This window comes from Escherichia sp. KTE52 (assembly GCF_000408325.1).
GTDB classification, from domain to species: domain Bacteria; phylum Pseudomonadota; class Gammaproteobacteria; order Enterobacterales; family Enterobacteriaceae; genus Escherichia; species Escherichia marmotae.
On record NZ_KE138676.1, the window covers coordinates 800,171 to 824,272 of the forward strand.

13 protein-coding genes are annotated in these 24,102 nt (G+C 45.4%); 11 read left to right on the plus strand and 2 right to left on the minus strand.

Annotated elements, in window-relative coordinates:
• Positions 1-186: 186 nt before the first annotated feature.
• Positions 187-1,638 carry a tagaturonate reductase gene (gene uxaB / locus A1SC_RS17230; protein WP_016262003.1) on the plus strand — a complete coding sequence of 484 codons (1,452 nt, stop codon included), beginning with the start codon at positions 187-189 and terminating at the stop codon, positions 1,636-1,638.
• 325 nt (positions 1,639-1,963) lie between these two features.
• On the plus strand, positions 1,964-2,878 hold the full coding sequence (locus A1SC_RS17225; RefSeq protein ID WP_016262004.1) for a bestrophin family protein: 915 nt from the start codon (positions 1,964-1,966) through the stop codon (positions 2,876-2,878).
• Positions 2,879-2,881: 3 nt separating this feature from the next.
• On the opposite strand, the gene tam is transcribed toward A1SC_RS17225, so the two are convergent.
• A complete protein-coding gene (tam, locus tag A1SC_RS17220) occupies positions 2,882-3,640 on the minus strand; it encodes a trans-aconitate 2-methyltransferase (RefSeq protein ID WP_016262005.1) in 759 nt (252 codons plus the stop codon).
• A 435-nt stretch (positions 3,641-4,075) separates the two neighbouring features.
• Here tam and A1SC_RS17215 point away from each other — a divergent pair, with 435 nt between their 5' ends.
• The 4 genes from A1SC_RS17215 to A1SC_RS17200 all read left to right on the plus strand — a co-directional run bounded on the left by A1SC_RS17215 (position 4,076) and on the right by A1SC_RS17200 (position 8,148).
• The gene (locus A1SC_RS17215) at positions 4,076-5,032 is read left to right on the plus strand and encodes a hypothetical protein (RefSeq protein ID WP_000197006.1); all 957 of its coding nucleotides are present in this window, start codon (positions 4,076-4,078) and stop codon (positions 5,030-5,032) included.
• A 263-nt stretch (positions 5,033-5,295) separates the two neighbouring features.
• On the plus strand, positions 5,296-5,562 hold the full coding sequence (gene hipB, locus A1SC_RS17210) for a type II toxin-antitoxin system antitoxin HipB (RefSeq protein ID WP_016262006.1): 267 nt from the start codon (positions 5,296-5,298) through the stop codon (positions 5,560-5,562).
• Positions 5,562-6,884: a type II toxin-antitoxin system serine/threonine protein kinase toxin HipA gene (gene hipA / locus A1SC_RS17205; protein WP_016262007.1), complete on the plus strand. Its 1,323-nt coding sequence runs from the start codon at positions 5,562-5,564 to the stop codon at positions 6,882-6,884. Before hipB ends, hipA begins: the two co-directional genes overlap by 1 nt.
• A 406-nt stretch (positions 6,885-7,290) precedes the next feature.
• Entirely contained in the window at positions 7,291-8,148 is an 858-nt protein-coding gene (locus A1SC_RS17200) for a helix-turn-helix domain-containing protein (RefSeq protein ID WP_001516370.1), read from the plus strand.
• 140 nt (positions 8,149-8,288) lie between these two features.
• Here the strand turns inward: A1SC_RS17200 and A1SC_RS17195 are convergent, their stop codons facing one another.
• Entirely contained in the window at positions 8,289-13,181 is a 4,893-nt protein-coding gene (locus A1SC_RS17195; protein WP_016262008.1) for an invasin domain 3-containing protein, read from the minus strand.
• Positions 13,182-13,964: 783 nt separating this feature from the next.
• Between A1SC_RS17195 and A1SC_RS17190 the strand changes: the two genes are divergently transcribed.
• The 5 genes from A1SC_RS17190 (at position 13,965) to A1SC_RS17170 (ending at position 24,075) form a co-directional block, all read left to right on the plus strand.
• Positions 13,965-15,647 (plus strand): sulfatase-like hydrolase/transferase, encoded by a 1,683-nt coding sequence (locus tag A1SC_RS17190; RefSeq protein ID WP_001516373.1) that lies wholly within the window; start codon positions 13,965-13,967, stop codon positions 15,645-15,647.
• A gap of 52 nt (positions 15,648-15,699) precedes the next feature.
• Positions 15,700-16,860 carry an anaerobic sulfatase maturase gene (locus tag A1SC_RS17185; RefSeq protein ID WP_000558514.1) on the plus strand — a complete coding sequence of 387 codons (1,161 nt, stop codon included), beginning with the start codon at positions 15,700-15,702 and terminating at the stop codon, positions 16,858-16,860.
• A 276-nt stretch (positions 16,861-17,136) separates the two neighbouring features.
• The gene (locus A1SC_RS17180) at positions 17,137-18,822 is read left to right on the plus strand and encodes an ABC transporter ATP-binding protein/permease (RefSeq protein ID WP_024214566.1); all 1,686 of its coding nucleotides are present in this window, start codon (positions 17,137-17,139) and stop codon (positions 18,820-18,822) included.
• Between the two features lie 37 nt (positions 18,823-18,859).
• Complete coding sequence (locus A1SC_RS17175) at positions 18,860-21,232, plus strand: TonB-dependent receptor plug domain-containing protein (protein ID WP_016262010.1); 2,373 nt, start codon at positions 18,860-18,862, stop codon at positions 21,230-21,232.
• A gap of 56 nt (positions 21,233-21,288) precedes the next feature.
• Positions 21,289-24,075, plus strand: coding sequence for a M16 family metallopeptidase (locus A1SC_RS17170; RefSeq protein ID WP_016262011.1), 2,787 nt, complete (start codon positions 21,289-21,291; stop codon positions 24,073-24,075).
• Positions 24,076-24,102: the final 27 nt, after the last annotated feature.

The following is a 24,102-nucleotide window of genomic DNA, read 5'->3' on the forward strand; positions in this document are numbered from 1 at the left end:
AATGTGTTCTACCACTCTGGCGGTTGAATAAATACCGTCAGAACCATGATCTGCGCCACATTTTTCTCTTAAACCTGCTAATTAATCACCACGAGTTGATCAAAACAGGGGTTCAGCGTATTAAAGTTTGCTAATCTGTTATACCAATTCAAGCAGGTTGTATGACTAATCAAAAGGGAACCCATTGTGAAAACACTAAATCGTCGCGATTTTCCCGGTGCACAGTATCCAGAACGTATCATTCAGTTTGGTGAAGGTAACTTTCTGCGCGCCTTTGTTGACTGGCAAATTGATCTCCTGAATGAGCACACCGATCTGAATTCTGGTGTGGTCGTTGTTCGTCCGATTGAAACTTCATTCCCGCCGTCACTTAGCACTCAGGATGGTTTGTACACCACCATTATTCGTGGCCTGAATGAGAAGGGCGAAGCAGTCAGCGATGCGCGTTTGATTCGTTCTGTAAACCGTGAAATTAGCGTCTACGGTGACTACGATGAATTCCTGAAGCTGGCGCACAATCCGGAAATGCGTTTCGTCTTCTCTAACACCACCGAAGCGGGCATCAACTATCATGCGGGCGACAAATTTGATGATGCGCCAGCGGTAAGCTATCCGGCAAAACTGACGCGTTTGCTGTTCGAACGTTTTAGCCATTTCAACGGTGCGCTGGATAAAGGTTGGATCATCATTCCGTGTGAACTGATTGATTATAATGGTGATGCGCTGCGTGAACTGGTGCTGCGTTATGCGCAAGAGTGGCAGCTACCGGAAGCGTTTGTTCAATGGCTGGATAAAGCTAACAGCTTCTGTTCTACGCTGGTGGACCGTATCGTTACCGGTTATCCGCGTGATGAAGTAGCGAAACTGGAAGAAGAACTCGGTTATCACGATGGTTTCCTCGATACCGCTGAACACTTTTACCTGTTTGTGATTCAGGGACCGAAATCCTTAGCGTCTGAATTGCGTCTGGATAAATATCCGCTCAACGTACTGATTGTTGACGATATTAAACCGTATAAAGAGCGCAAAGTAGCAATCCTTAATGGTGCTCACACCGCGCTGGTGCCGGTGGCGTTCCAGGCTGGGTTGGATACTGTAGGCGAAGCGATGAACGATGCAGAAATCTGTGCATTCGTTGAAAAAGCCATTTATGAAGAGATTATTCCGGTACTGGATCTGCCGCGAGATGAGCTGGAATCTTTCGCCAGTGCAGTCACCGGGCGTTTCCGTAACCCGTACATTAAGCATCAGTTGCTGTCCATTGCGCTCAACGGTATGACCAAGTTCCGTACCCGCATCCTGCCGCAGTTGCTGGCAGGGCAGAAGGCGAATGGTAAACTCCCGGCTCGTCTCACTTTCGCGTTAGCGGCACTGATTGCATTCTATCGCGGTGAGCGTAACGGTGAAACCTATCCGGTGCAGGATGATGCTCACTGGCTGGAGTGTTATCAGCAATTGTGGAGTCAGCATCGTGATCGTGTCATCGACACCCAGGCGCTGGTTGCTATTGTGTTGGCAGAAAAAGACCACTGGGAGCAGGATCTGACGCAAGTGCCTGGTCTGGTAGAGCAGGTGGCCAATGACCTGGATGCGATTCTGGAAAAAGGGATGCGCGAAGCTGTACGTCCGTTGTGCTAATAATTGCATTATTTTGTAAGCCGGATAAGGCATTTATGCTGCATCCAGCCGCACTTTTCCAACTAACTGAAATCACATAGCTAGTTGGAGGCGCTGATAAGCGCAGCGCATCAGGCAATTAACGGCGCAATCTCTGAACCCGGTTTCGGCCGGGTTTGTTATTATGCATTATTAGTTACAACATCCTATATACCCTTATCATAACCAGATGCCACATGTCGCATCTGTGATTGTTGTAGTCTTGTAGGTAATTTGTAAATTGATACTTGAGAACGTGATCGCAATCACGTTTAATAGGGCGACTTTTCCATGTTTGAAGATAATCATGATTGTTCGCCCACAACAACACTGGTTGCGCCGTATTTTTGTCTGGCACGGTTCAGTATTATCCAAAATATCCTCGCGCTTGCTACTCAACTTTCTTTTTTCTATCGCGGTTATTTTCATGCTGCCCTGGTATACGCATCTGGGCATCAAATTTACCCTCGCGCCGTTCAGCATTCTCGGTGTTGCTATCGCCATTTTTCTGGGGTTTCGTAATAACGCGGGGTACGCTCGTTATGTTGAAGCGCGCAAACTGTGGGGACAGTTGATGATTGCCTTACGGTCATTATTGCGTGAAGTAAAAACGACGTTGCCCGATTCAGCAAGCGTAAAGGAGTTTGTCCGGCTACAAATTGCCTTTGCTCACTGTTTACGCATGACATTACGCAAACTGCCACAGGCAAAAGTGCTGGCACATTACCTCAATGAAGAAGATCTTCAGCGGGTGCAGGCTACAAACTCCCCAGCTAATCATATTTTGCTGATGATGGGGAAGTGGTTAGCTGTTCAGCGCCGGAATGGGCAACTTTCTGACATTCTATTTATTAGTCTGAACGATCGGCTCAATGATATTTCTGCGGTGCTGGCAGGATGTGAGCGCATCGCATATACACCAATTCCTTTTGCTTACACACTCATTTTGCATCGTACCGTTTACCTGTTTTGCATCATGCTACCGTTCGCGCTGGTCGTGGATCTGCATTACATGACGCCTTTTATCTCAGTACTGATTTCCTACACCTTCATTTCGCTTGATTGTCTGGCGGAAGAGTTAGAAGACCCGTTCGGTACAGAAAACAATGATTTACCGCTTGATGCCATCTGCAACGCTATTGAAATTGACCTGTTGCAGATGAACGATGAAACGGAGATCCCGCCGAAGATTCTTCCCGACCGCCATTACCAGTTGACGTAACAATTACTCTGTTCGCCGGGCAACAATGAACAAGCGCGGAAATGCCAGCAGTATTTGACCATCCTCCTGCAGTGGATACTGCTCTTCCAGCATCTGATGGTAGCGCGTAAGAAAATGCTGCTGTTCACTCTCAGTCAGATCCTGCAACCACGGGCGTAATCCGGTGGCGGTCACCCAGTCAATAATCGCCTGGTGAGATGGCATCTGGTGATAGTAGGTGGTTCGCCAGATATCAACCTCACATGCGGTTTCACTCAGAATATCGTAGTAAGCATGAACGCCTGCCAGTGGTTCGCGTCCACGATCCGGATAATGCTGCTCCCAGGCGACTTCGCGCATTAATACATGTGTCGGCTCCAGCCAGTTGTCCGGCATTTGTACCGCCAGTACGCCATGCGGATTGAGTAACGACACAAGATGTGGAAACAGTTCGTAATGATCAGGCAACCATTGCAACGAGGCGTTGGCGAAAATCAGATCGAATGCGTGATCCGGTTGCCAATTGCGGATATCTGCTTCAACAAACTGACATTCTGGCAACACTGCACGCGCTTCAGCAATCATCGCCGGAGACGAATCAATGCCAGTAATTTTTACCGTTGGCCAACGTTGATGTAGCAGGGCGGTGCTGTTGCCTGGGCCGCAGCCGAGATCGGCTATTTGCCGGACGTTTTCCAGAGGAACTCTGGCAAGCAGTTCTACCGCTGGTCGCGACCGTTCGGCGGTGAAGTGCAAATATAAAGAGGGGTTCCAGTCAGCCATTTTTTTACTCCCGTCAGCGCGTTAACCCAAGTGTAGATAAAATTGATGAATTGATGAATTCGCCTCACGTCATCAATCCACCGAGCTCGCGCATTAAATCAAGGATACCTAAAAGTGATTGACTACGTGCTGCTCAAGATTCATCAGAGATATTTATTAATCAATAATAATATTAGAGGCTAACGGGGTAGGGAAGAGTAAATTTCGCATAAAATCAATTTAAAACAAATAAAGCCTCCTTCTTGTTGTTTTTATTCATTTCATATAAATATATTAACATGCAATATATTAAAAATTAATATCTGTCTGTGGATAGTGAATAATCACAAAGTGACTTTTTTTTGATATCCTTAGGACAGGAACCAGGTTTGAAGTTTTTTGTGTGAAACTCCTGGCATTTGGACGCTAACTCTATTGGATATAGCGATATAAAATATGACGAGAAAATTTGCATTCAACATTATATATATCATCGATGTTTTAGGTGATGAAGATCTTGACTCCTCGAGTGACATCAAAATTAACACCAATAGACCAGATGATATAACACTTAAAAGCAATACCGCTTCAAAACTATTTAAATCGATCTCAAGCTTGAAAGTCCCCATCCCCATTGTGTTTGTTAAGATCCATAATATCCCCATGCTAATATCTTTCTTTAAGGAGCTGGAAAAAGGAGTCATAAAAAAAGGTTTAATCCCGATAGTGCATTTTGAGTGTCATGGCTCACCCGATGAGGGAATGTTTTTCCCTGGCATTAAAAAGTATATATCCTGGAGTGAGATGAATGATCTGTTTTTAATGATAAACAAACATACAATGAATAATCTACTCGCTATAGTCGCTGGATGTGATAGTTTCAAATCAACAGAAAACATTGACTTTGCAAAAGGAAGTCCTTATGGCTGCTATATTGGCGCAAATAAAGTTACCGACGCAAGCATAATTAGTAGGTTTAAGGATTTTTACCGTTATATCTTTATATATAACGATTTCGATGGGGCTTGTGATCTTTTAGGTTCCGATTTTTCTATGGTTTTTTCATATGATATCTGTATGCAAAGATTCTTACTTCCGTTAGTTTTAAGTTATTTCGGAGAAGATAAAAAAGAGTTTGTTGAGTATACAATCAACCGCCTAATAGACAATGGGCAGCAGGGGTCTATAGGTGAAATAAGAAAATTAGCAAAATACAGGTTAAAGCATATTGATAAGTATTATGAACGTTCTGGCGTTCAATTTTTACATGGGCAAAGACCGCTTGCATTTACGGAATTAAAACGCATTGCGCTTGATCTTAAGGACAACCTCAGTGACGAGGCTAAATTCAATATCGAACTGAGGAATGCCATTAAATTGAAAAGAAATATAATCATGGGAAAAGGCGCCTGATCCCGAAGTGCCAGACTTGCCGCGAGTGTACATCAAGAATGGTGAGATCGCTGTGATGAGGCTTGTAATGCAGCTTAAATCAGCAACCTCAAATGGCACGTCAGCGCCGTTTTTTAAATCCTCCATTTTATCCGCGATCGGGGATATCGCAGTATTTATCCCGTAGAGCGGATAAAATGCGTTTACAGATTGACTTTATCCTCACTAAAGGATAAAACTGAAAATATCCCCTAAAGCGGATAAAATTCTTGTGGATGTATGGCATGATGAGCTTTCCGATGATCTATAGCCCAACGCAATTAGCAAATGCAATGAAACTGGTTCGTCAGCAAAATGGCTGGACGCAGAGCGAGCTGGCGAAAAAAATCGGCATAAAACAGGCGACTATTTCCAATTTCGAAAATAACCCTGACAACACCACACTAACGACATTTTTTAAGATATTACAGTCACTTAATCTCTCGATGACGCTATGCGACACGAAAAATGACTCGCCAGAATCAACCGTTCAGCAAGATCTGGAGTGGTAATGCCAAAACTTGTCACGTGGATGAACAACCAGCGGGTAGGCGAGTTGACGAAGCTGACCAACGGTGCCCATACCTTTAAGTATGCGCCGGAGTGGTTGACCAACCGTTATGCCAGGCCATTGTCGCTTTCGCTGCCATTGCAGAGGGGGAATATCACCTCTGATGCTGTATTTAACTTCTTCGATAACCTGTTACCCGATAGCCCGATTGTACGCGACCGCATCGTTAAACGTTATCATGCTAAATCCAGGCAACCGTTTGATTTATTGTCAGAAATAGGGCGAGATAGCGTTGGCGCCGTGACGTTATTACCAGAAGACGAAACCGTGACGCGCCCAATAATGGTATGGGAAAAGCTTACTGAAGCCAGACTTGAAGAAGTATTAACGGCTTATAAAGCAGATATCCCGCTAGGCATGATTAGGGAGGAAAATGACTTTCGCATCTCGGTTGCTGGCGCGCAGGAGAAGACTGCGCTGCTCAGAATGGGCAATGACTGGTGCATTCCGAAAGGAATAACGCCGACGACGCATATCATTAAATTGCCGATTGGTGAAATCAGACAGCCCAATGCGACGCTCGATCTCAGTCAGAGTGTTGATAATGAGTATTACTGTCTGCTGCTGGCAAAAGAATTCGGGTTGAATGTTCCCGACGCAGAAATCATTAAAGCGGGAAGGGTGCGCGCGTTAGCGGTCGAACGCTTTGACAGGCGCTGGAATACTGAACGAACGGTTTTACTTCGCTTGCCGCAGGAGGATATGTGTCAGACATTCGGTTTACCTTCATCGGTGAAATATGAATCTGACGGAGGCCCAGGCATCGCGCGGATCATGGCTTTTTTGATGGGGTCCAGCGAGGCGCTTCGCGATCGTTATGATTTTATGAAATTCCAGGTATTCCAGTGGTTGATTGGCTCGACAGACGGCCATGCGAAAAATTTCTCAGTGTTTATCCAGGCCGGTGGCAGTTATCGACTCACGCCATTTTACGACATCATTTCAGCATTTCCGGTATTGGGTGGCGCGGGAATACATATCAGCGATCTCAAACTGGCAATGGGGCTTAACGCATCCAAAGGCAGAAAAACGGAAATCGATAAAATATATCCGCGACATTTTTTGGCGACAGCAAAGGCACTGAAATTCCCGGAAGTGCAGATGCATGAAATCCTGAGAGACTTTGCCAGAATGATTCCCGCAGCATTGGATAACGTGAAGGCTTCATTACCGGCAGATTTTCCGGAGAACGTGTTGACGGCAATTGAAACCAATGTGTTGAGGTTGCACGGTCGGTTAAGCCGAGAATATGGAATTAAGTGAGATATGGGGTTTGGCCGGTTTTAGCGAGCAAGACAATCTCGACCGCGAAAAATGAGTCCGGTGAAGTACCGGCAGCATCCTGGGATCACAACATAACAGCCCAGGAAACCTAGCCGCGCAACATTAGAATATTGCAGTTATAACATTGGTGCGCATAATGTATATTATGTTAAATGAATAGTATCAGAATGCACTCAGCCACTGTGGCCACCTCATAGCGTGATGTTCATGACACCTCCCCCATGTTATTGGCCAAAACCACTTTTATGGCATTCACGATTACTCGGCAAAATGAAGATGCACTATCAATCGTTTGTTTAGCCTCGGGCATTTCTGTTTTTGATATACTCAAAGTCATTGTCGCAAGGAAAATGTGCAAAGTGACTAAAGATAAATGGAGAATGTTATGATCAGGCAGAAGATTTTACAGCAGCTCCTGGAGTGGATTGAGTGCAATCTCGATCACCCTATCTCAATCGAAGATATCGCACAGAAATCTGGCTACAGTAGACGCAATATTCAACTTCTGTTCAGAAACTTCATGCACATGCCCCTGGGATCATACATCCGCAAACGAAGACTTTGTCGGGCAGCCATTCTTGTCAGACTTACAGCTAAATCAATGCTTGATATTGCACTATCTTTGCATTTTGATTCACAGCAGTCATTCAGCCGCGAATTTAAAAAGTTGTTTGGATGTTCTCCCAGAGAATATCGGCTCCGTGACTTTTGGGATCTCACCAACATCTTGCCTCCTTTATTAACGCGTCAGTACCAAAAGACTGATTGCAGATTAATCAATTTACCTGAGACACGTATTTGGGGTAATTCATTTAAATATGACATTGAAATCTCTAACAAACCACCAGATGAAGAAGTAAAACTGCGGCGTAATCATTTATCCAGATGTCTTCAGAATTTGAAGACGGATATCTATTACGTCTCAACATATACACCATCTACAAAATCGGTAGACTTGCTCACAGTTGAAACCTTCGCCGGTACAGTATGCGACCATGCGGATACGGAGATGCCAAAGGAATGGATAACGGCTGGAGGGCTTTATGCCTCTTTCCGCTATGAAGGAGATTGGGAGTATTATGCGAACTGGGTGCGGAACCTCTATCTGATAGAACTGCCTGCCAGGGGGTTAGTCAGAGTAAACGGTTGTGATATCGAACGTTTTTACTGCAATGAAACTTTTGTAGAAAAGAATAACAACTATGTTGTTTGCGAAATTTTTATCCCCGTTCGCCCGGCTTAGCCTGTATCTATATCTCATTGAGGATTACCCTACCCTGCTACTGTCTAATCAGTATCAGGGTAGGTGTTCAGTAAATAATGGCGTTGCGTGTGTCAACGCCATTATTGTTTATTACAGCGAATTTTTCATTCCTGGAGAAATTATTTTATTGCCTCCTCACCTTCTTCAGTAGCAGCCTCCACTGCGTTAATTGTCACCGTCACTGGCTGCATTTCGTACCCACCATACGTCAGAGTGTTGAATGTGAATGTATATACCCCTGGCTTAGTAGTACTGAATTTACGCGTGATTTTTCCGCTCACAAAATGATCGGCTTTCGATGGCAGGAACTGGTAATCATCCTCCGTCACCCCTTCCGGAGCCTGAATGTCGACCCACATACTCCCCCCAACAGGGTTGCCTGCCGACATCAGAGTGATCTCCAGTGTTGCGGTCGCCACCCCGTCTGCCACCAGAGACTCTACTCGTTCAGGAGAGACCGCAAGTACCGCATTTTTATCATCCGCGACGAATCTGGATTCGGCTGTTTTCGTCGATACCTGACCGTCAGTCCGATTCACTTTCGCGGTTAGCGTATATATCGCCGCTTTAGTGGTAGAGGCGGTGAATACAGCCTGCCCCTGCTCATTGGTTGTTGCAGTCCCGTTCGGCTCCAGGTCTAACGTTGCTGGCTCGGCGCTCAGCGTCACTTCACTATCTTTCACGATATTGTTATTGGCATCAGTAACCGTGACTTTATAAGTCTGTTTGGCTTTACCATCTGCCAGTGCGCGGTTGCCAATCACCTCAATGTTCGAGATGGTTGCCGTAGCCTTGTCGGCCACAAACGTGATGCTCTGCGCATCCGAAGTCTGGTCATTTCCTGCCGTGGCTGTGATTGCATACGTTCCTGCAACCACAGAAACAACACGCAGCTCGGCTTTACCTTCATCGTTAGTCTTCACCCAGGTACTCTCGTCATTAAGCGGTGTGACGCCCCGGGGAAGATTAAAGGCGACCATAGTTCCGGGAACAGGGTTGCCGTGTTTATCCTCAACAGTTGCCGTCAGCGTAAAGGCATCATTGCCGTTTGCTGCTTTTTGGGCGGTATCAACCTGAAGGCTTGCCTGGCCAGTTTTGGCATCCGCTTTGAACTTCACCGTGGCAGTCTTCTGGGAGTTTTTCACCGAAGCCGTGATTTTGTGTTCCCCGGCAACGGTTGATATCAGCTCAATATCGGCTTTACCTGCAGCATTCGTTGTTACCTTATTCCCCGTCTTACTGCTCACTCCCTCCGGCAGAGTCAGCGTTACAGTTTGATCCTGCAACGGGTTACCATAGGAATCCGTTACGGTCAGAGTAACCTTGTTGGCAGACTGTCCATCAGCCAGTTGGTTATCAACATTCACTGAAATATCGTGAATGTTAGCCTCAGATGCGTTACCCACAACGTTCAGCAATAGCGGTTGCGAAGCAGCATCTTTGCCATTCACCCGCGGCCAGATAACCAGTTGGCCGGCTGCAGAGCCTATAGTTAACGTCGTAACATAAGTGCCATCACTTTGTTCCGTCCAGGCTCCTGCCGAAGGTTGCTCCGTCCCTGTGCTGGCTGCGCCACTAATTTCTGGAGCATCAGGTTTCAGACCTCTGACTGGGTTACCGTTCGCATCCTTCGCCGTGAAGATCAGTTGTGTCGTTGTTTTGATCATCGGGGCATCGTTATCAGCTACGAACGTGGAGTTCACTAATGACATCTCCCCGGCGGCAATGGTGACAGAAACCGCCTGTTTCAGAGCGTCAGAGCCATCAACTCGCGGCATGATAGTCAGCTCACCAACTCCCGTTGCGCCAGCAGTCAGCACCGCCGTATAGGTTCCATTGCCCTTATCCGTCCACTGACTGACGGATGGACGCTGCTGGTTGATGTTGTATGCATCACCACCAAATTGTGGTGTTTCAGGCGTAATGCCGGTGATTGCGTTGCCGTATTTATCCGTCATCGTCAGCGTCAGTGTGACGCTTTCACCAACGGTAATCGACGTTTTCGATACCGTCATTTCCGCGTGGTCAACCGAAACAGTACCCGCTTTAACATTAATCGGAGTTGCCTTTGCTGTAGCGTTTTTGCCATCAATCTGCGGCATAATGTTCAACGCGCCTGCCCGTGTTCCCGAACGCAGAATAGCCGTGTATTCGCCGTTGCCTTTATGGCTCCAGCCTGTAACCGAACTACCAGACGCGGCATCACCGGAAAGCGATACGCCAAGTTTAGCAGTGTCGATATCGGTAAGCGCATTTCCAAACTGATCTCTGGCGGAGAAAGTCAGTTCCGTTGCGCTTTCAACAGCAAGAACGCTATCTTTTACCGTCAACGTTGAGTTAGAAACCGCCTGATCCCCCGCAACAACGGTCAACTGCGCAGCGTCGGTGGCTGCTGGCTGGCCGTTGAATAGCGGCATGATGTGAAGATCACCCGTCTTTCCGCCGGTAGTCAGCGTAGCAACATAGGAACCGTCGCCTTTCTCAGTCCAACTGGAAACGGTCGCTCCTTCAGACGCGGCACCCGTCAGACTTGCTGACAGGGAAAGACCGCTGATAGCGTTACCATGCGCATCTTTTGCCACAAGCGTCACTGTCGTGCTTTCCCCTGCTTTAATGCGATCCGCTGCAACGGATACTTTCGACTGGCCTGAAGATAAAGCATCAGCTACCACAGTCACTTTAGCCGCATTAGCTGCTGCATCCTGACCGTTGATCTTCGGCATAACAATTAATTCACCCGCCGTAGTACCCAGAGAAATTTGCGCGATCCACGTCCCGTCGCCATTATCCGTCCAGCCTGAGACTGAAGAACCCGCAGCGGCTGCACCCGTTAATGACGGTGTATCTGGAGTAAGGCCGGTCACTGGGTTGTCATAGGCATCTTTTGCCGCCCAGGTTACCGCAAGCGTGCCGCCAACCACCGGTTTATCCGGGTTCAGAGTGATGGTTGAGCGCGCTGCATCAAGCGGTCCGGCAACAAACTTCAGCGTTTGTTGTAACGTGCCCAACTGATACTGCTCGCTAAAGGCACGCACAACAATGTTTCCGGCACGGGTCGAAGAAACCGTGGCGCTGTAGACCCCCGGCTTTATCTCCGAAATGGTGCCAATGGTAACACCGCTGTTGTCCTGTGGAACAAAGCGCAAACGGCTGGCTTCTCCCTCCACCGGGTTGCCATCGGTATCCACCGCAGTAAGCGTCAACGTGTAAGATTTCTGACCATCGGCAATCACATCACCTGACGTCTCATTCACACTCAGAGTCGATTTTGTCACATCCATCATAGTGGCACGCAGTTCAGCCGTGACGGTTTTGCTCATGCCATCAACGCTCACAGTAATGGTTGCTTCACCTGATTGCGTACCGGTGGTGAAGACAGACTTGTACACCCCGGCTTCTGTTTCGGTGATCTCACCCAGTGTTGGCTGTGCCTGTGATTTAGCGGACTTAAGGGCCCGCGTTACGATGTTTCCGGCAGGTTTAAACGTCAGTTCAGTTTTGATCTGATCTTTCATGCCCGTGATTGGCTGTCCCTCGGCGTCTCGCAGAGACAGAACCAGCGGCTTTTGCGCACTCCCGTTAGCAAGCATTTGGATACGGCTCTGGCCATCAAGCGTTAACGTAGTACGATCGGCACTCATACCCGCTCCGGTAATGACCACCGCTGTCTGCACGCGTTTCGAGGCATTGCCTTTGTTATCGTATGCGACCGCAGAGATCGCGTAATAATTGTCTTTGCCTGCACGATAAGCCGGGAGCGTCACTTGCCACTGGTTACCCTGACCGGTAATTTTACCGCCTGCGGCCAGCAAAGACGGCGCTTCCCATTGCACATTTTTCAGGCCGTGAGTTGCTTTGCTGACCACGAGGCCAAGAGACACCGTCTGCCCGCCCTTACCTTCAATACGGTCTGGCAAGGCAATACGGATCACCTCAGCTTTGCGATACTCAAGAACGATATTGTTATTACGTTCAACCAGATCATAGCGGCTGCCTGCCAGTACCCGACGCTCGCGAATGCTATCCGTATCGAGTTGTTTCTCCAGAGGTTCGCCAATCCGGTAGTTAACTTCCAGGCCAAAGCGAGTGTCATTCTGACCGCTCTTGCCCTGTTTGTGCTCTGCACTCAGTGTCAGAAGAGGCACTGGCGTATAGTTCACCTCGGCAGAAATGGCATGTGGATCTTTCTGGCGTTTATCTTTACCAAACAGACCTACCTCATCGCCATAATACTGTTCATACATCAGGCTTGCGCCAAGCTGCGGCCAGGCCGGTAAATAGCCCTCGGCGCGGATATCCCAACCATTAGCCGGACGCTCCTGATAATCCTCAATATCCGGCGATTTTTTCCAGCCAGATGCCCGGATATAACCGTTGGCGCTCAGTTTCAGATAATCGCGCCAGTATTCCGCACCAACACCAATGCGGGTATGGCTACGGGATAAATCATGATCGATAAATGTGTTCAGCCCCGCCATCCAGTCATTGCCTGAAAAATGACGCCAGCCGAAACCAATATTTGACTGAGTACGATCGTCGGTACGATGTATTGCCCCCTGAGTGAACAGCATATCTGTCGGGGTATCATAAATTGGATAAAGCATTTCCAGCGAAGAGTCCTTCAGCGAGAAATCTTTATCGGCATTCAATTTGACTCGAGCCGTACCATATTTGCCAAGCCACTCCTGGATTTCCTGAGTAGCCTTCGCTGTGGCCATTCCGGTAACAAAATTGCGTGTCGCATCGCTATCCGGCTGACTGCTTAAAAATTTACCGGCATTCGCGGCAAACGACGCGATGTTTTTGTCTGCATTATTGTCAGTAGCAACCGCAGTATTTTCCGTACTTAGACGTGGCAGAGCCGCATTATGCGCTCGCGCCGTCATTGTCGGTGTAAAGGTAACAGCCAGTGGGAAAAGAACCTGAATAGAGATGTTTGCCCACGCCACGCAGTGGGCCAGGGCTGAATAACGAAAACGTGGTTGTTTATAAACCTTTTTTAAACGTGACATTGAGATAATTTCCTGATGAACGAATTAACGAACATAAGCAAACGCAAATAAAACGTTTGCTTGTCAGAAAAACCGGGTATTTCCCGATTTCCTTTTCCGCAGAAAAGGAAATACCTTTATGAAAGAAAGCGCATCGTCACCCTGAATATTCAGTGGTTGCGACTACTCGCCGGATGACAGGGCCGGGATTATATTTTTGTTTGTGAGTGCAAATTTAGCTTTTTGTGCAAGCCGTAAAATAGATTCTTACGTTCTATTTTTTGCTAAAAAATCAAAGCAACTTTATTATTTAAACAGCGTGAGATGAAATATTTTTTGTGGTAGAGCTAATTTGGCTTTTATTGATAGAAATATATTTCACAGTGATAAGGAGATAAAATAGCAAGAACATTTAAATTATAAAATAAAAGCATGCATTAGAACGCTTAATTAATAAAGTATCTATAAGCGCCCCTCTTTTTATCTTCCCGACGCATCAGTTTATATTGTGATGAACATCACAACTTTATGCACCGGAGTGGAAAGTTGCAATAAAAAATATGAAGCAATAATGTTTGTATTGCGCTCAACACCAAAAAATATCTAATCTTTTCAAGATGATAGTTATTTGGTGATCAGAATTTACTTAGTTAACATCTTTCATTTGTCAACCAATTATGGCCTTTAGTTTGCTTATTTTTAGTCAAATCTACTGTCCCTTAATGTGACTTACTTCACTTACATTCACTTATTTTTCTTCGTAAAATTACTTTGGAATTAAGTACAATAAAAAGAGGAAATTTTATGACGTCTGCACTAAAAAAAAGTGTTGTGAGCACATCCATATCCTTAATACTGGCATCAGGTATGGCCGGATTCGCGGCTCATGCAGCAGAAGATGTAAAACTGAAAGCAACAAAAACTAACGTGGCTTTTTCGGATTTTACGCCGACTGAATACAGTACCGAAGGAAAGCCGAATATTATCGTACTGACCATGGATGATCTTGGGTATGGACAACTACCGTTTGATAAAGGGTCTTTTGATCCAAAAACAATGGAAAACAGGGAAGTTGTCAATACCTACAAAATAGGTATTGATAAAGCCATCGAAGCGGCTCAAAAATCAACGCCAACTCTTCTTTCTTTAATGGATGAAGGTGTACGTTTTACTAATGGTTATGTCGCTCACGGTGTTTCTGGTCCATCCCGTGCTGCAATTATGACGGGCCGAGCGCCTGCCCGTTTTGGTGTTTACTCCAATACCGATGCTCAGGATGGTATTCCCCTGACAGAAACTTTCCTGCCCGAATTATTCCAGAATCATGGCTATTACACCGCGGCTGTGGGTAAATGGCATCTGTCTAAAATCAGTAATGTCCCGGTTCCGGAAGATAAACAAACCCGTGACTATCATGACAACTTCACCACATTCTCCGCGGAAGAATGGCAACCACAAAACCGCGGCTTCGATTACTTTATGGGGTTCCATGCAGCGGGAACAGCCTATTACAACTCACCTTCGCTGTTCAAAAATCGTGAACGCGTACCTGCAAAGGGTTATATCAGCGATCAGTTAACGGACGAAGCAATTGGTGTTGTTGACCGGGCTAAAGCACTCGACCAACCATTTATGCTTTATCTGGCTTATAACGCGCCGCATCTGCCGAATGACAATCCAGCACCGGAGCAATATCAGAAGCAATTCAATACCGGTAGCCAAACTGCAGATAATTACTACGCATCGGTTTACTCCGTCGATCAAGGTGTAAAACGGATTCTCGAACAGTTGAAGAAAAATGGTCAGTACGACAACACCATTATTCTCTTTACGTCTGATAATGGTGCGGTCATCGATGGCCCACTACCGCTAAATGGTGCGCAAAAAGGCTATAAGAGTCAGACTTATCCTGGCGGAACGCATACGCCGATGTTCATGTGGTGGAAAGGAAAACTTCAGCCAGGAAATTATGACAAGTTAATTTCTGCTATGGATTTCTACCCTACTGCTCTGGATGCTGCCGATATCAACATTCCAAAAGATCTTAAACTGGACGGCGTTTCATTACTCCCGTGGTTGCAAGATAAGAAGCAAGGCGAACCCCATAAAAACCTGACCTGGGTAACGTCCTACTCTCACTGGTTTGATGAGGAAAATATTCCATTCTGGGATAATTACCATAAATTTGTCCGCCATGAGTCAGATGATTATCCTCACAATCCGAATACCGAGGACTTAAGCCAGTTCTCTTATACGGTGAGAAATAATGATTACTCTCTTGTCTATACCGTGGAAAATAACCAGTTAGGTTTGTACAAACTCACCGATCTACAACAAAAAGAGAATCTCGCTGCTGCTAAACCACAAGTTGTTAAAGAGATGCAAGGTGTGGTAAGCGAGTTTATCAACAGCAGCCAACCGCCGCTTAGTCAGGTGAATCAGGAGAAGTTTAACAATATCAAGAAAGCACTTAGCGATGCCAAATAACTAACCCCTTATGCGGCGGAGATTTTCCGCCGCCTTATTGAGTGAGATAGCAATGCACGTTACAGCCAAGCCCTCCAGTTTTCAATGTAATCTCAAATGTGATTACTGTTTTTATCTTGAAAAAGAGTCGCAATTTAGTCATGAAAAATGGATGGATGACAGCACTCTGAAAGAGTTCATTAAACAATACATTGCTGCCTCAGGTGATCAGGTCTATTTTACCTGGCAAGGCGGCGAACCTACTCTCGCGGGTCTTGATTTTTTTCGTAAGGTTATTCACTACCAACAACGCTATGCTGGGGGAAAAGGTATTCATAATGCGTTACAAACCAATGGTATTTTATTGAATAATGAATGGTGCGCCTTTCTCAAAGAGCATAAGTTTCTGGTCGGTATTTCAATTGATGGCCCGCAAGAATTACATGATCGTTACAGACGCAGTAATTCGGGTAATGGGACATTTGAAAAAGTCATGACGGCAATTGATCGTCTGAAGAAGTATAAGGTTGAGTTTAATACGCTAACTGTCATTAACAATATTAACGTCCAACATCCTCTTGAGGTTTATAACTTTTTAAAATCTATCGGTAGTAAGCATATGCAGTTTATAGAACTACTGGAGACGGGGACACCGAATGTAGATTTTACGGGCAATGGTGAGAATACGTTCAGTATCATCGATTTTTCTGTTCCACCCACCGCCTATGGCAAGTTTATGTCAGCTATTTTTATGCAGTGGGTTAAAAATGATGTTGGTGAAATATTCATTCGCCAGTTTGAAAGTTTTGTCAGCCGTTTTCTGGGAAATGGGCATACTAGCTGTATTTTCCAGGAGTCATGTAAAGACAATCTGGTAGTGGAAAGTAATGGTGATATTTATGAATGCGATCATTTTGTCTACCCGCAATATAAAATTGGCAACATCAATAACGCTGCACTAAAAACGATGAAAAGCGTGCAGTTGACTGCACAAAAAAAGTTGATATCAAAAAAATGCCAGCAATGTGTTTACAAGCCAATTTGTAATGGTGGTTGTCCTAAACATCGCATCACAAAAGTGAATAATGAGGTAGTATCGTACTTCTGTGAAGGTTATAAAATCCTATTTACAACTATGGTGCCATATATGAATGCAATGGTTGAACTCGCTAAAAATAAAGTCCCCCTTTATCACATTATGGATGTCGCAAAACGAATGGAGAGTAATAAATAATACTCCTGCATTCACTCCGGTCATATCATCCTTCTTACGACTTCAGCAGAACACCCGGCACAGACTCAGGCCGGGGGGTTCAGCCATCATTATCTGTTGTTCTGGAGGAGCGTCTTCAGACATGCTTTTGCAATACTCTTGATAATCAAGGGCATGAAAGTAACCAGTACAACAATAATTATCAATATATATCATATAGTTACAGACACTTAAGTAAATTTCATCAGTAAATCATTGCTATAGCCAATCATTGGGTGGCACAATCAAATTTCGTTAATGATAATTGTTCCCATTACCATTTGTATGCTAATTGCAAAGTACCTCTGCTTGCTGAAGCCTTTTTGGCTACGTAAGAATAATAAAACTTCAGTATTATTAATCATTATTATCCTCGCCATGATCCTTGGCGTGGTTAAAATTCAGGTCTGGTTGAATGACTGGAACAATGATTTTTTCAATGCGCTAAGCCAGAAAGAAACCGATAAACTTTGGCAGCTTGTCCTGTGGTTTCCTGCTCTGCTGGGGATCTTCGTATTAATATCCGTTAACAAAACATGGTTAATTAAACTACTGACTATTCGCTGGCGCGAATGGTTAACAGATTACTACCTCAATCGTTGGTTTACAGATAAAAACTACTACTTCACACAGATCTACGGCGAGGATAAGAATACCGATAATCCTGACCAACGTATCTCTGAAGATATCCTTCTATTGATCAGCAAAACACTTAGCCTTTCATTCGGATTCATTCAGTCACTGAGTATGCTGATTACCTTCACCGTTATTCTGTGGCAAAGCGCGGGGACACTCTCATTCACGGTTGGTGGAACGGAGTGGAATATCCAGGGTTATATGGTTTATACCGTCGTGCTCATTGTTATTGGTGGCACGTTGTTTACCCATAAAGTGGGTAAACGTATCCGCCCGCTTAATGTGGAGAAGCAACGTAGCGAAGCGACTTTTCGAACTAACCTTGTGCAGCATAATAAGCAAGCGGAGTTAATTGCATTAAGCAATGCTGAAACGCTGCAACGTCAGGAGTTGAGCGACAATTTTCATACAATAAAAGACAACTGGCACCGTTTAATGAATCGTCAGCGTTGGCTTGACTATTGGCAGAATGTTTATTCACACTCGCTTAGTGTTCTCCCCTACTTTCTATTGCTACCGCAGTTTATCAGCGGGCAGATCAATTTAGGTGGGCTGATGAAATCACGTCAGGCATTTATGTTGGTATCCAACAATCTGAGTTGGTTTATTTATAAATACGATGAACTTGCAGAGCTGGCAGCGGTTATCGATCGGTTGTATGAATTTCATCAACTTACTGAACAGCGCCCGACAAATAAACCCAAAAATTGCGATCATGCCGTTCTGGTTGCTGATGCCAGTATCCGTACCCCCGATAATAAAGTCATATTAGAAAACCTGAACTTTCATGTTTCTCCAAGTAAATGGCTACTGCTGAAAGGATACTCTGGTGCGGGAAAAACAACGCTGCTTAAAACATTATCCCACTGCTGGCCGTGGTTTAAAGGTGATATTTCTTCTCCTGCAGACAGTTGGTATGTGTCACAAACGCCGTTAATCAAAACCGGCTTACTGAAAGAGAACATTTGTAAAGCACTTCCGCACCCTATAGACGATGAGCCGTTGAGCGAGGTGTTGCATCAGGTTGGGCTGGGTAAATTGGCTACGCGCATTAATAACCACGATCGTTGGGGAGATATTCTTTCCAGCGGCGAAAAACAACGTATTGCGCTGGCTCGGTTAATTTTACGACGTCCGAAATGGATATTTCTCGACGAAACAACGTCACATCTGGAGGAGCAAGAGGCTATCCGTTTACTGCGTTTAGTGCGCGAAAAATTACCTGAAAGCGGTGTGATTATGGTGACCCATCAGCCTGGTGTTTGGGATCTGGCGGATGATATTTGTGACATTAGCGCGGTTTTATAAAAACGATAAATGCCCTGCTATACGGAGATAAAAATAAATGAAGCGAGTTCTTATTTCTGGCGTCATTTTATGTGGCGCTGATATGGCGCAGGCCGTCGACGACAAAGACAAGTATATGCCTGTTTTTGAAGAGATGACAGTCTATGCCCCTGTCCCTGTGCCCGTAAACGGTAACACGCATTACACCAGTGAAAGCATCGAGCGTTTACCGACAGGTAATGGCAATATCAGCGATTTATTAAAAACAAACCCAGCGGTGCGTATGGATTCAACGCAAAGCACCTCGTTGAATCAGGGGGAGATCCGCCCGGAGAAAATATCCATTCACGGTGCATCGCCCTACCAGAATGCCTATTTGATTGATGGTATTAGCGCCACCAATAACCTGAACCCGGCGAATGAATCGGATGCCAGCAGTGCAACCAATATTAGCGGGATGTCACAGGGTTATTATCTTGATGTCAGCTTACTGGACAATGTCACGCTTTATGACAGTTTTGTTCCGGTTGAATTTGGTCACTTTAATGGTGGGGTGATAGATGCAAAGATCAAACGCTTTAATGCTGATGATGACAGCGTAAAGCTGAGTTATCGCACAACGCGTTCGGACTGGTTAACGTCTCATATCGATGAGAATAACAAGAATGCATTTAACCAGGGGTCTTCAGGAAGTACTTATTATTCTCCCGACTTTAAAAAGAACTTTTACACCTTGTCATTTAATCAGGAACTCACTGATAACTTTGGCGTGACTGCTGGTTTCTCCCGCCGCCAGTCTGACATTATCCGCGCAGATTATGTTTCGAATGACGGTATTGTTGCAGGTCGGGCGCAGTATAAAAACGTTATCGATACAGCATTAAGTAAATTTACCTGGTTTGCCAGTGAGCGTTTTACCCACGATTTAACCTTTAAATATACCGGTTCTCGCCGGGATTATAATACCAGCACCTTCCCCGAGTCTGACCGCGAAATGGGCAACAAATCTTATGGCCTGGCATGGGATATGGACACACAACTCGTATGGGCCAAACTGCATACCACTGTCGGCTGGGATCATATCAGTGACTATACCCGTCACGACCATGACATTTGGTACACCGAACTCTCATGCACATATGGTGATATTACAGGACGTTGCACCCGTGGCGGGCTGGGGCATATTTCGCAGGCTGTTGATAATTACACCTTCAAAACACGACTTGACTGGCAAAAAGTTGAAGTGGGCAATTTCTCGCATCAGCCTTACTTCGGTGCGGAATACATCTATTCCGATGCATGGACGGAACGCCATAATCAGTCTGAATCTTATGTAATTAATGCCGCAGGAAAGAAAACTAACCATACCATTTACCATAAAGGTAAAGGTAGCCTTGGAATTGACAACTACACGCTGTACATCGCGGATCGTATTAGCTGGCGCAATGTGTCGCTGATGCCTGGCGTGCGTTATGACTATGACAACTACCTGTCAAACCACAATATCTCTCCCCGCTTTATGACGGAATGGGATATTTTCGCTGATCAAACCTCAATAATTACCGCCGGATATAACCGCTATTATGGCGGAAATATTCTCGATATGGGGTTACGAGACATCCGTAATAGTTGGACAGAATCAATTTCAGGCAATAAAACGCTCACCCGTTATCAGGATTTGAAAACACCCTATAATGACGAACTGGCAATAGGTTTGCAGCAAAAGATCGGTAATAACGTTATTGCGCGGGCAAACTATGTTTACCGTGAGGCGCATGATCAAATCAGTAAAAGTAGTCGTACCGACAGCGCAACGAAAACAACGATTACTGAGTATAACAATGACGGTAAAACTAAAACCCATTCGTTCAACGTGAGTTTTGAACTGACAGAACCTCTGCATGTCAGCCAGGTGGCTATTAATCCGCAAATTGTCTTCAGCTATATCAAGAGCAAAGGCAATTTGTCATTGAATAATGGTTATGAAGAGAGCAATACCGATGATAACAAGGTAGTTTACAACGGTAAACTTGTCTCTTATGACAGCGTCCCGGTGGCGGATTTTAATAACCCGTTAAAGATTTCCTTAAATATGGATTTCACTCATCAACCAAGCGGACTGGTGTGGGCGAATACACTGGCCTGGCAAGAAGCACGCAAAGCTCGCATCATTCTGAGTAAGACGAACGCGCAATACATCAGCGAATATTCAGATTACAAGCAGTACGTTGACGAGAAACTGGATAACAGCCTGACCTGGGATACCCGTTTATCCTGGACACCCCAATTTCTTAAGCAGCAAAACCTGACGATTAGCGCCGACATTCTGAATGTGCTGGATAGCAAAACCGCTGTTGATACAACAACCGCAGGTGTGGCGACTTACGCCAGCGGTCGTACTTTCTGGCTTGATGTCAGCATGAAATTTTAAAACTTCGGATTTTACTTTACCGGGTAAATTCACCTGGTTTTCGCATGGAGATGATTATGAGAAACCTCTGTTTCTTACTGACCTTAGTGGCAACACTGTTGTTGCTTCCTGGACGACTTATTGCCGCGGCATTACCACAGGATGACAAGTTAATTACCGGGCAACTGGAAAATGGCTTGCGATATATGATCTATCCACATTCACACCCTAAGGATCAAGTGAATTTGTGGCTGCAAATTCATACCGGTTCATTGCAGGAAGAGGACAACGAGCGCGGCGTGGCGCATTTTGTTGAGCATATGATGTTTAACGGTACAAAAAGCTGGCCTGGTAATAAAGTCATCGAAACTTTTGAATCGATGGGGCTGCGTTTTGGCCGCGATGTTAATGCCTATACCAGCTATGACGAAACGGTGTATCAGGTAAGTTTGCCAACAACGCAGAAACAAAATTTGCAAAAAGTGATGGCAATCTTCAGTGAATGGAGCAATGCCGCCACCTTTGAAAAACACGAAGTAGACGCTGAACGTGGCGTAATTACCGAGGAATGGCGCGCGCATCAGGATGTTAAATGGCGCACATCTCAGGCGCGTCGCCCTTTCCTGTTGGCAAATACACGCAATTTAGACCGTGAACCGATCGGTTTGATGGATATTGTCGCAACGGTCGCGCCGGAACAACTGCGCCAATTTTATCAACGCTGGTATCAGCCGAATAATATGACCTTTATCGTCGTTGGTGATATCGACAGTAAAGAAGCGCTGGCGTTGATAAAGGAAAATTTAGGTAAACTTCCGGCAAACAAAGCGGCTGAAAATCGCGTATGGCCAACGGAAGCAGAAAACCGCCGGCGCTTTAATATCATTAATGATAAAGAAAATCGGGTGAACGGTATCGCACTCTATTATCGCATGCCAATGGTTCAGGTGACCGATGAACAAAGCTTTGTCGAACAGGCAGAATGGAGCATGTTGGTTCAGTTGTTTAATCAGCGATTACTGGAACGGATCCAGTCCGGTGAGTTGAAGACTATTTCCGGTGGCACCGCGCGCAGTATTAAAATTGCGCCTGATTATCAGTCGCTGTTTTTCCGTGTAAATGCGCGGGACGATAATATGCAGGATGCTGCGAATGCATTAATGGCAGAACTGGCAACTATCGACCAACATGGTTTTTCCGTTGCAGAGCTTGATGATGTAAAAGCCACCCGTCTGACCTGGCTGAAAAATGCGGCTGAGCAACAGGCTGAACGCGATCTGCGGATGCTGACCAGCCGCCTGGCATCCAGCTCGTTAAATAATACGCCATTCCTTTCACCGGAAGAGACATACCAGCTTTCTAAACGCCTGTGGCCACAAATTACCGTGCAAAGCCTGGCGAAAAAATGGCAGCAATTAAGAAAGAACCAGGACACATTTTGGGAACAAATGGTCAACAATGATACTGCAGCCCAAAATGCATTATCTCCTGCAGCCATTACGGCGCTGGAAAATGAATATGCCAACAAGAAACTGGCGGCTTATGTCTTCCCTGGCAGAAATTTATCTTTAACGGTAAACGCTGATCCACAAGCAAAAATAACCAGCCAAAAAAGACTGGCTGAAAATCTGACGTCACTGACCCTTTCTAATGGCGCAAACGTCATTCTGGCAAAATCTACGGGCGAAGAAGAAAAGCTGCAAATTATTGCCGTCTCTGATAAAGGCGATTTGAGTTTCCCTGCGGGACAAAAATCACTTATTGCGCTGGCAAATAAAGCCGTTAGCGGTAGCGGAGTTGGCGATCTCTCCTCTTCCAGCCTGAAACGCTGGAGCGCAGAAAACTCAGTGACCATGAGCAGTAAAGTCAGTGGCTTGAATACACTACTGTCTGTTAGCGCACGGGCTAATAATCCTGAACCCGGTTTTCAGTTAATTAACCAGCGGATCACCCGCAGCACAATTAACGACAACATTTGGTCATCGTTACAAAATGCTCAAATTCAAGCGTTGAGAACGCTCGATCAACGCCCGGCAGAGAAATTCGCTCAGCAGATGTACGAAACACGCTATGCCGATGAGCGCACGAAATTACTGCAAGAAAAACAGATTGCACAGTTTTCTGCCGCAGACGCATTGGCTGCCGATCGTCAGTTGTTTTCTTCCCCAGCAGATATCACTTTTGTGATTGTCGGTAATGTGGCAGAAGACAAACTCCTGCCGTTAATTACGCGTTACTTAGGATCAATCAAACGTTCTGATTCAGCATTGGCAGCAGGTAAACCATTAACCCGCGCGACGGGTAACGCGGCTGTTACTGTAAAAGAACAAAATGAACCTGTAGCACAAGTTTCACAGTGGACGCGGTATGATCCCCGGACACCTATTAACCTGGCGACACGCATGGCACTGGATGCATTCAACGTCGCATTGGCAAAAGATCTGCGGATAAATATTCGTGAACAGGCATCCGGAGCATACAGCGTTTCTTCTCGTCTCTCGGTTGATCCTAAGGCCAAAGATATCAGCCATTTGCTGGCTTTCACCTGTCAACCTGAACGTCATAGCGAACTGTTAACATTGGCGAATAAGGTAATGACTAAACGTCTGACTAAAGGGATCAGTCAGCAAGAGCTGGACGAATATCAGCAAAATATTCAACGCAGCCTCGATATTCAGCAAAATAGCGTTCAGCAATTAGCGAACACTATTGTGAATAGTATTATTCAATATGATGATCCTGCTGTGTGGATGACGCAGGAGAAAGTGTTAAAGAATATGACTGTGGAAAATGTTAATGCTACAGTTAAAGAATATCTGAGTAAACCCGCGAATACCTACACTGGAGTATTGCTGCCAAAATAATAACTTACCCCCGCCAACTTTGTTGGC

Excerpts from the sequence above, each read along its gene's own strand:
- A1SC_RS17225 (WP_016262004.1), top strand. The coding sequence starts at position 1,964 with ATGATTGTTCGCCCACAACAACACTGGTTGCGCCGTATTTTTGTCTGG.
- tam (WP_016262005.1), bottom strand. The coding sequence starts at position 3,640 with ATGGCTGACTGGAACCCCTCTTTATATTTGCACTTCACCGCCGAACGG.
- A1SC_RS17215 (WP_000197006.1), top strand. The coding sequence starts at position 4,076 with ATGACGAGAAAATTTGCATTCAACATTATATATATCATCGATGTTTTA.
- hipB (WP_016262006.1), top strand. The coding sequence starts at position 5,296 with ATGATGAGCTTTCCGATGATCTATAGCCCAACGCAATTAGCAAATGCA.
- hipA (WP_016262007.1), top strand. The coding sequence starts at position 5,562 with ATGCCAAAACTTGTCACGTGGATGAACAACCAGCGGGTAGGCGAGTTG.
- A1SC_RS17200 (WP_001516370.1), top strand. The coding sequence starts at position 7,291 with ATGATCAGGCAGAAGATTTTACAGCAGCTCCTGGAGTGGATTGAGTGC.
- A1SC_RS17195 (WP_016262008.1), bottom strand. The coding sequence starts at position 13,181 with ATGTCACGTTTAAAAAAGGTTTATAAACAACCACGTTTTCGTTATTCA.
- A1SC_RS17190 (WP_001516373.1), top strand. The coding sequence starts at position 13,965 with ATGACGTCTGCACTAAAAAAAAGTGTTGTGAGCACATCCATATCCTTA.
- A1SC_RS17185 (WP_000558514.1), top strand. The coding sequence starts at position 15,700 with ATGCACGTTACAGCCAAGCCCTCCAGTTTTCAATGTAATCTCAAATGT.
- A1SC_RS17180 (WP_024214566.1), top strand. The coding sequence starts at position 17,137 with ATGATAATTGTTCCCATTACCATTTGTATGCTAATTGCAAAGTACCTC.
- A1SC_RS17175 (WP_016262010.1), top strand. The coding sequence starts at position 18,860 with ATGAAGCGAGTTCTTATTTCTGGCGTCATTTTATGTGGCGCTGATATG.
- A1SC_RS17170 (WP_016262011.1), top strand. The coding sequence starts at position 21,289 with ATGAGAAACCTCTGTTTCTTACTGACCTTAGTGGCAACACTGTTGTTG.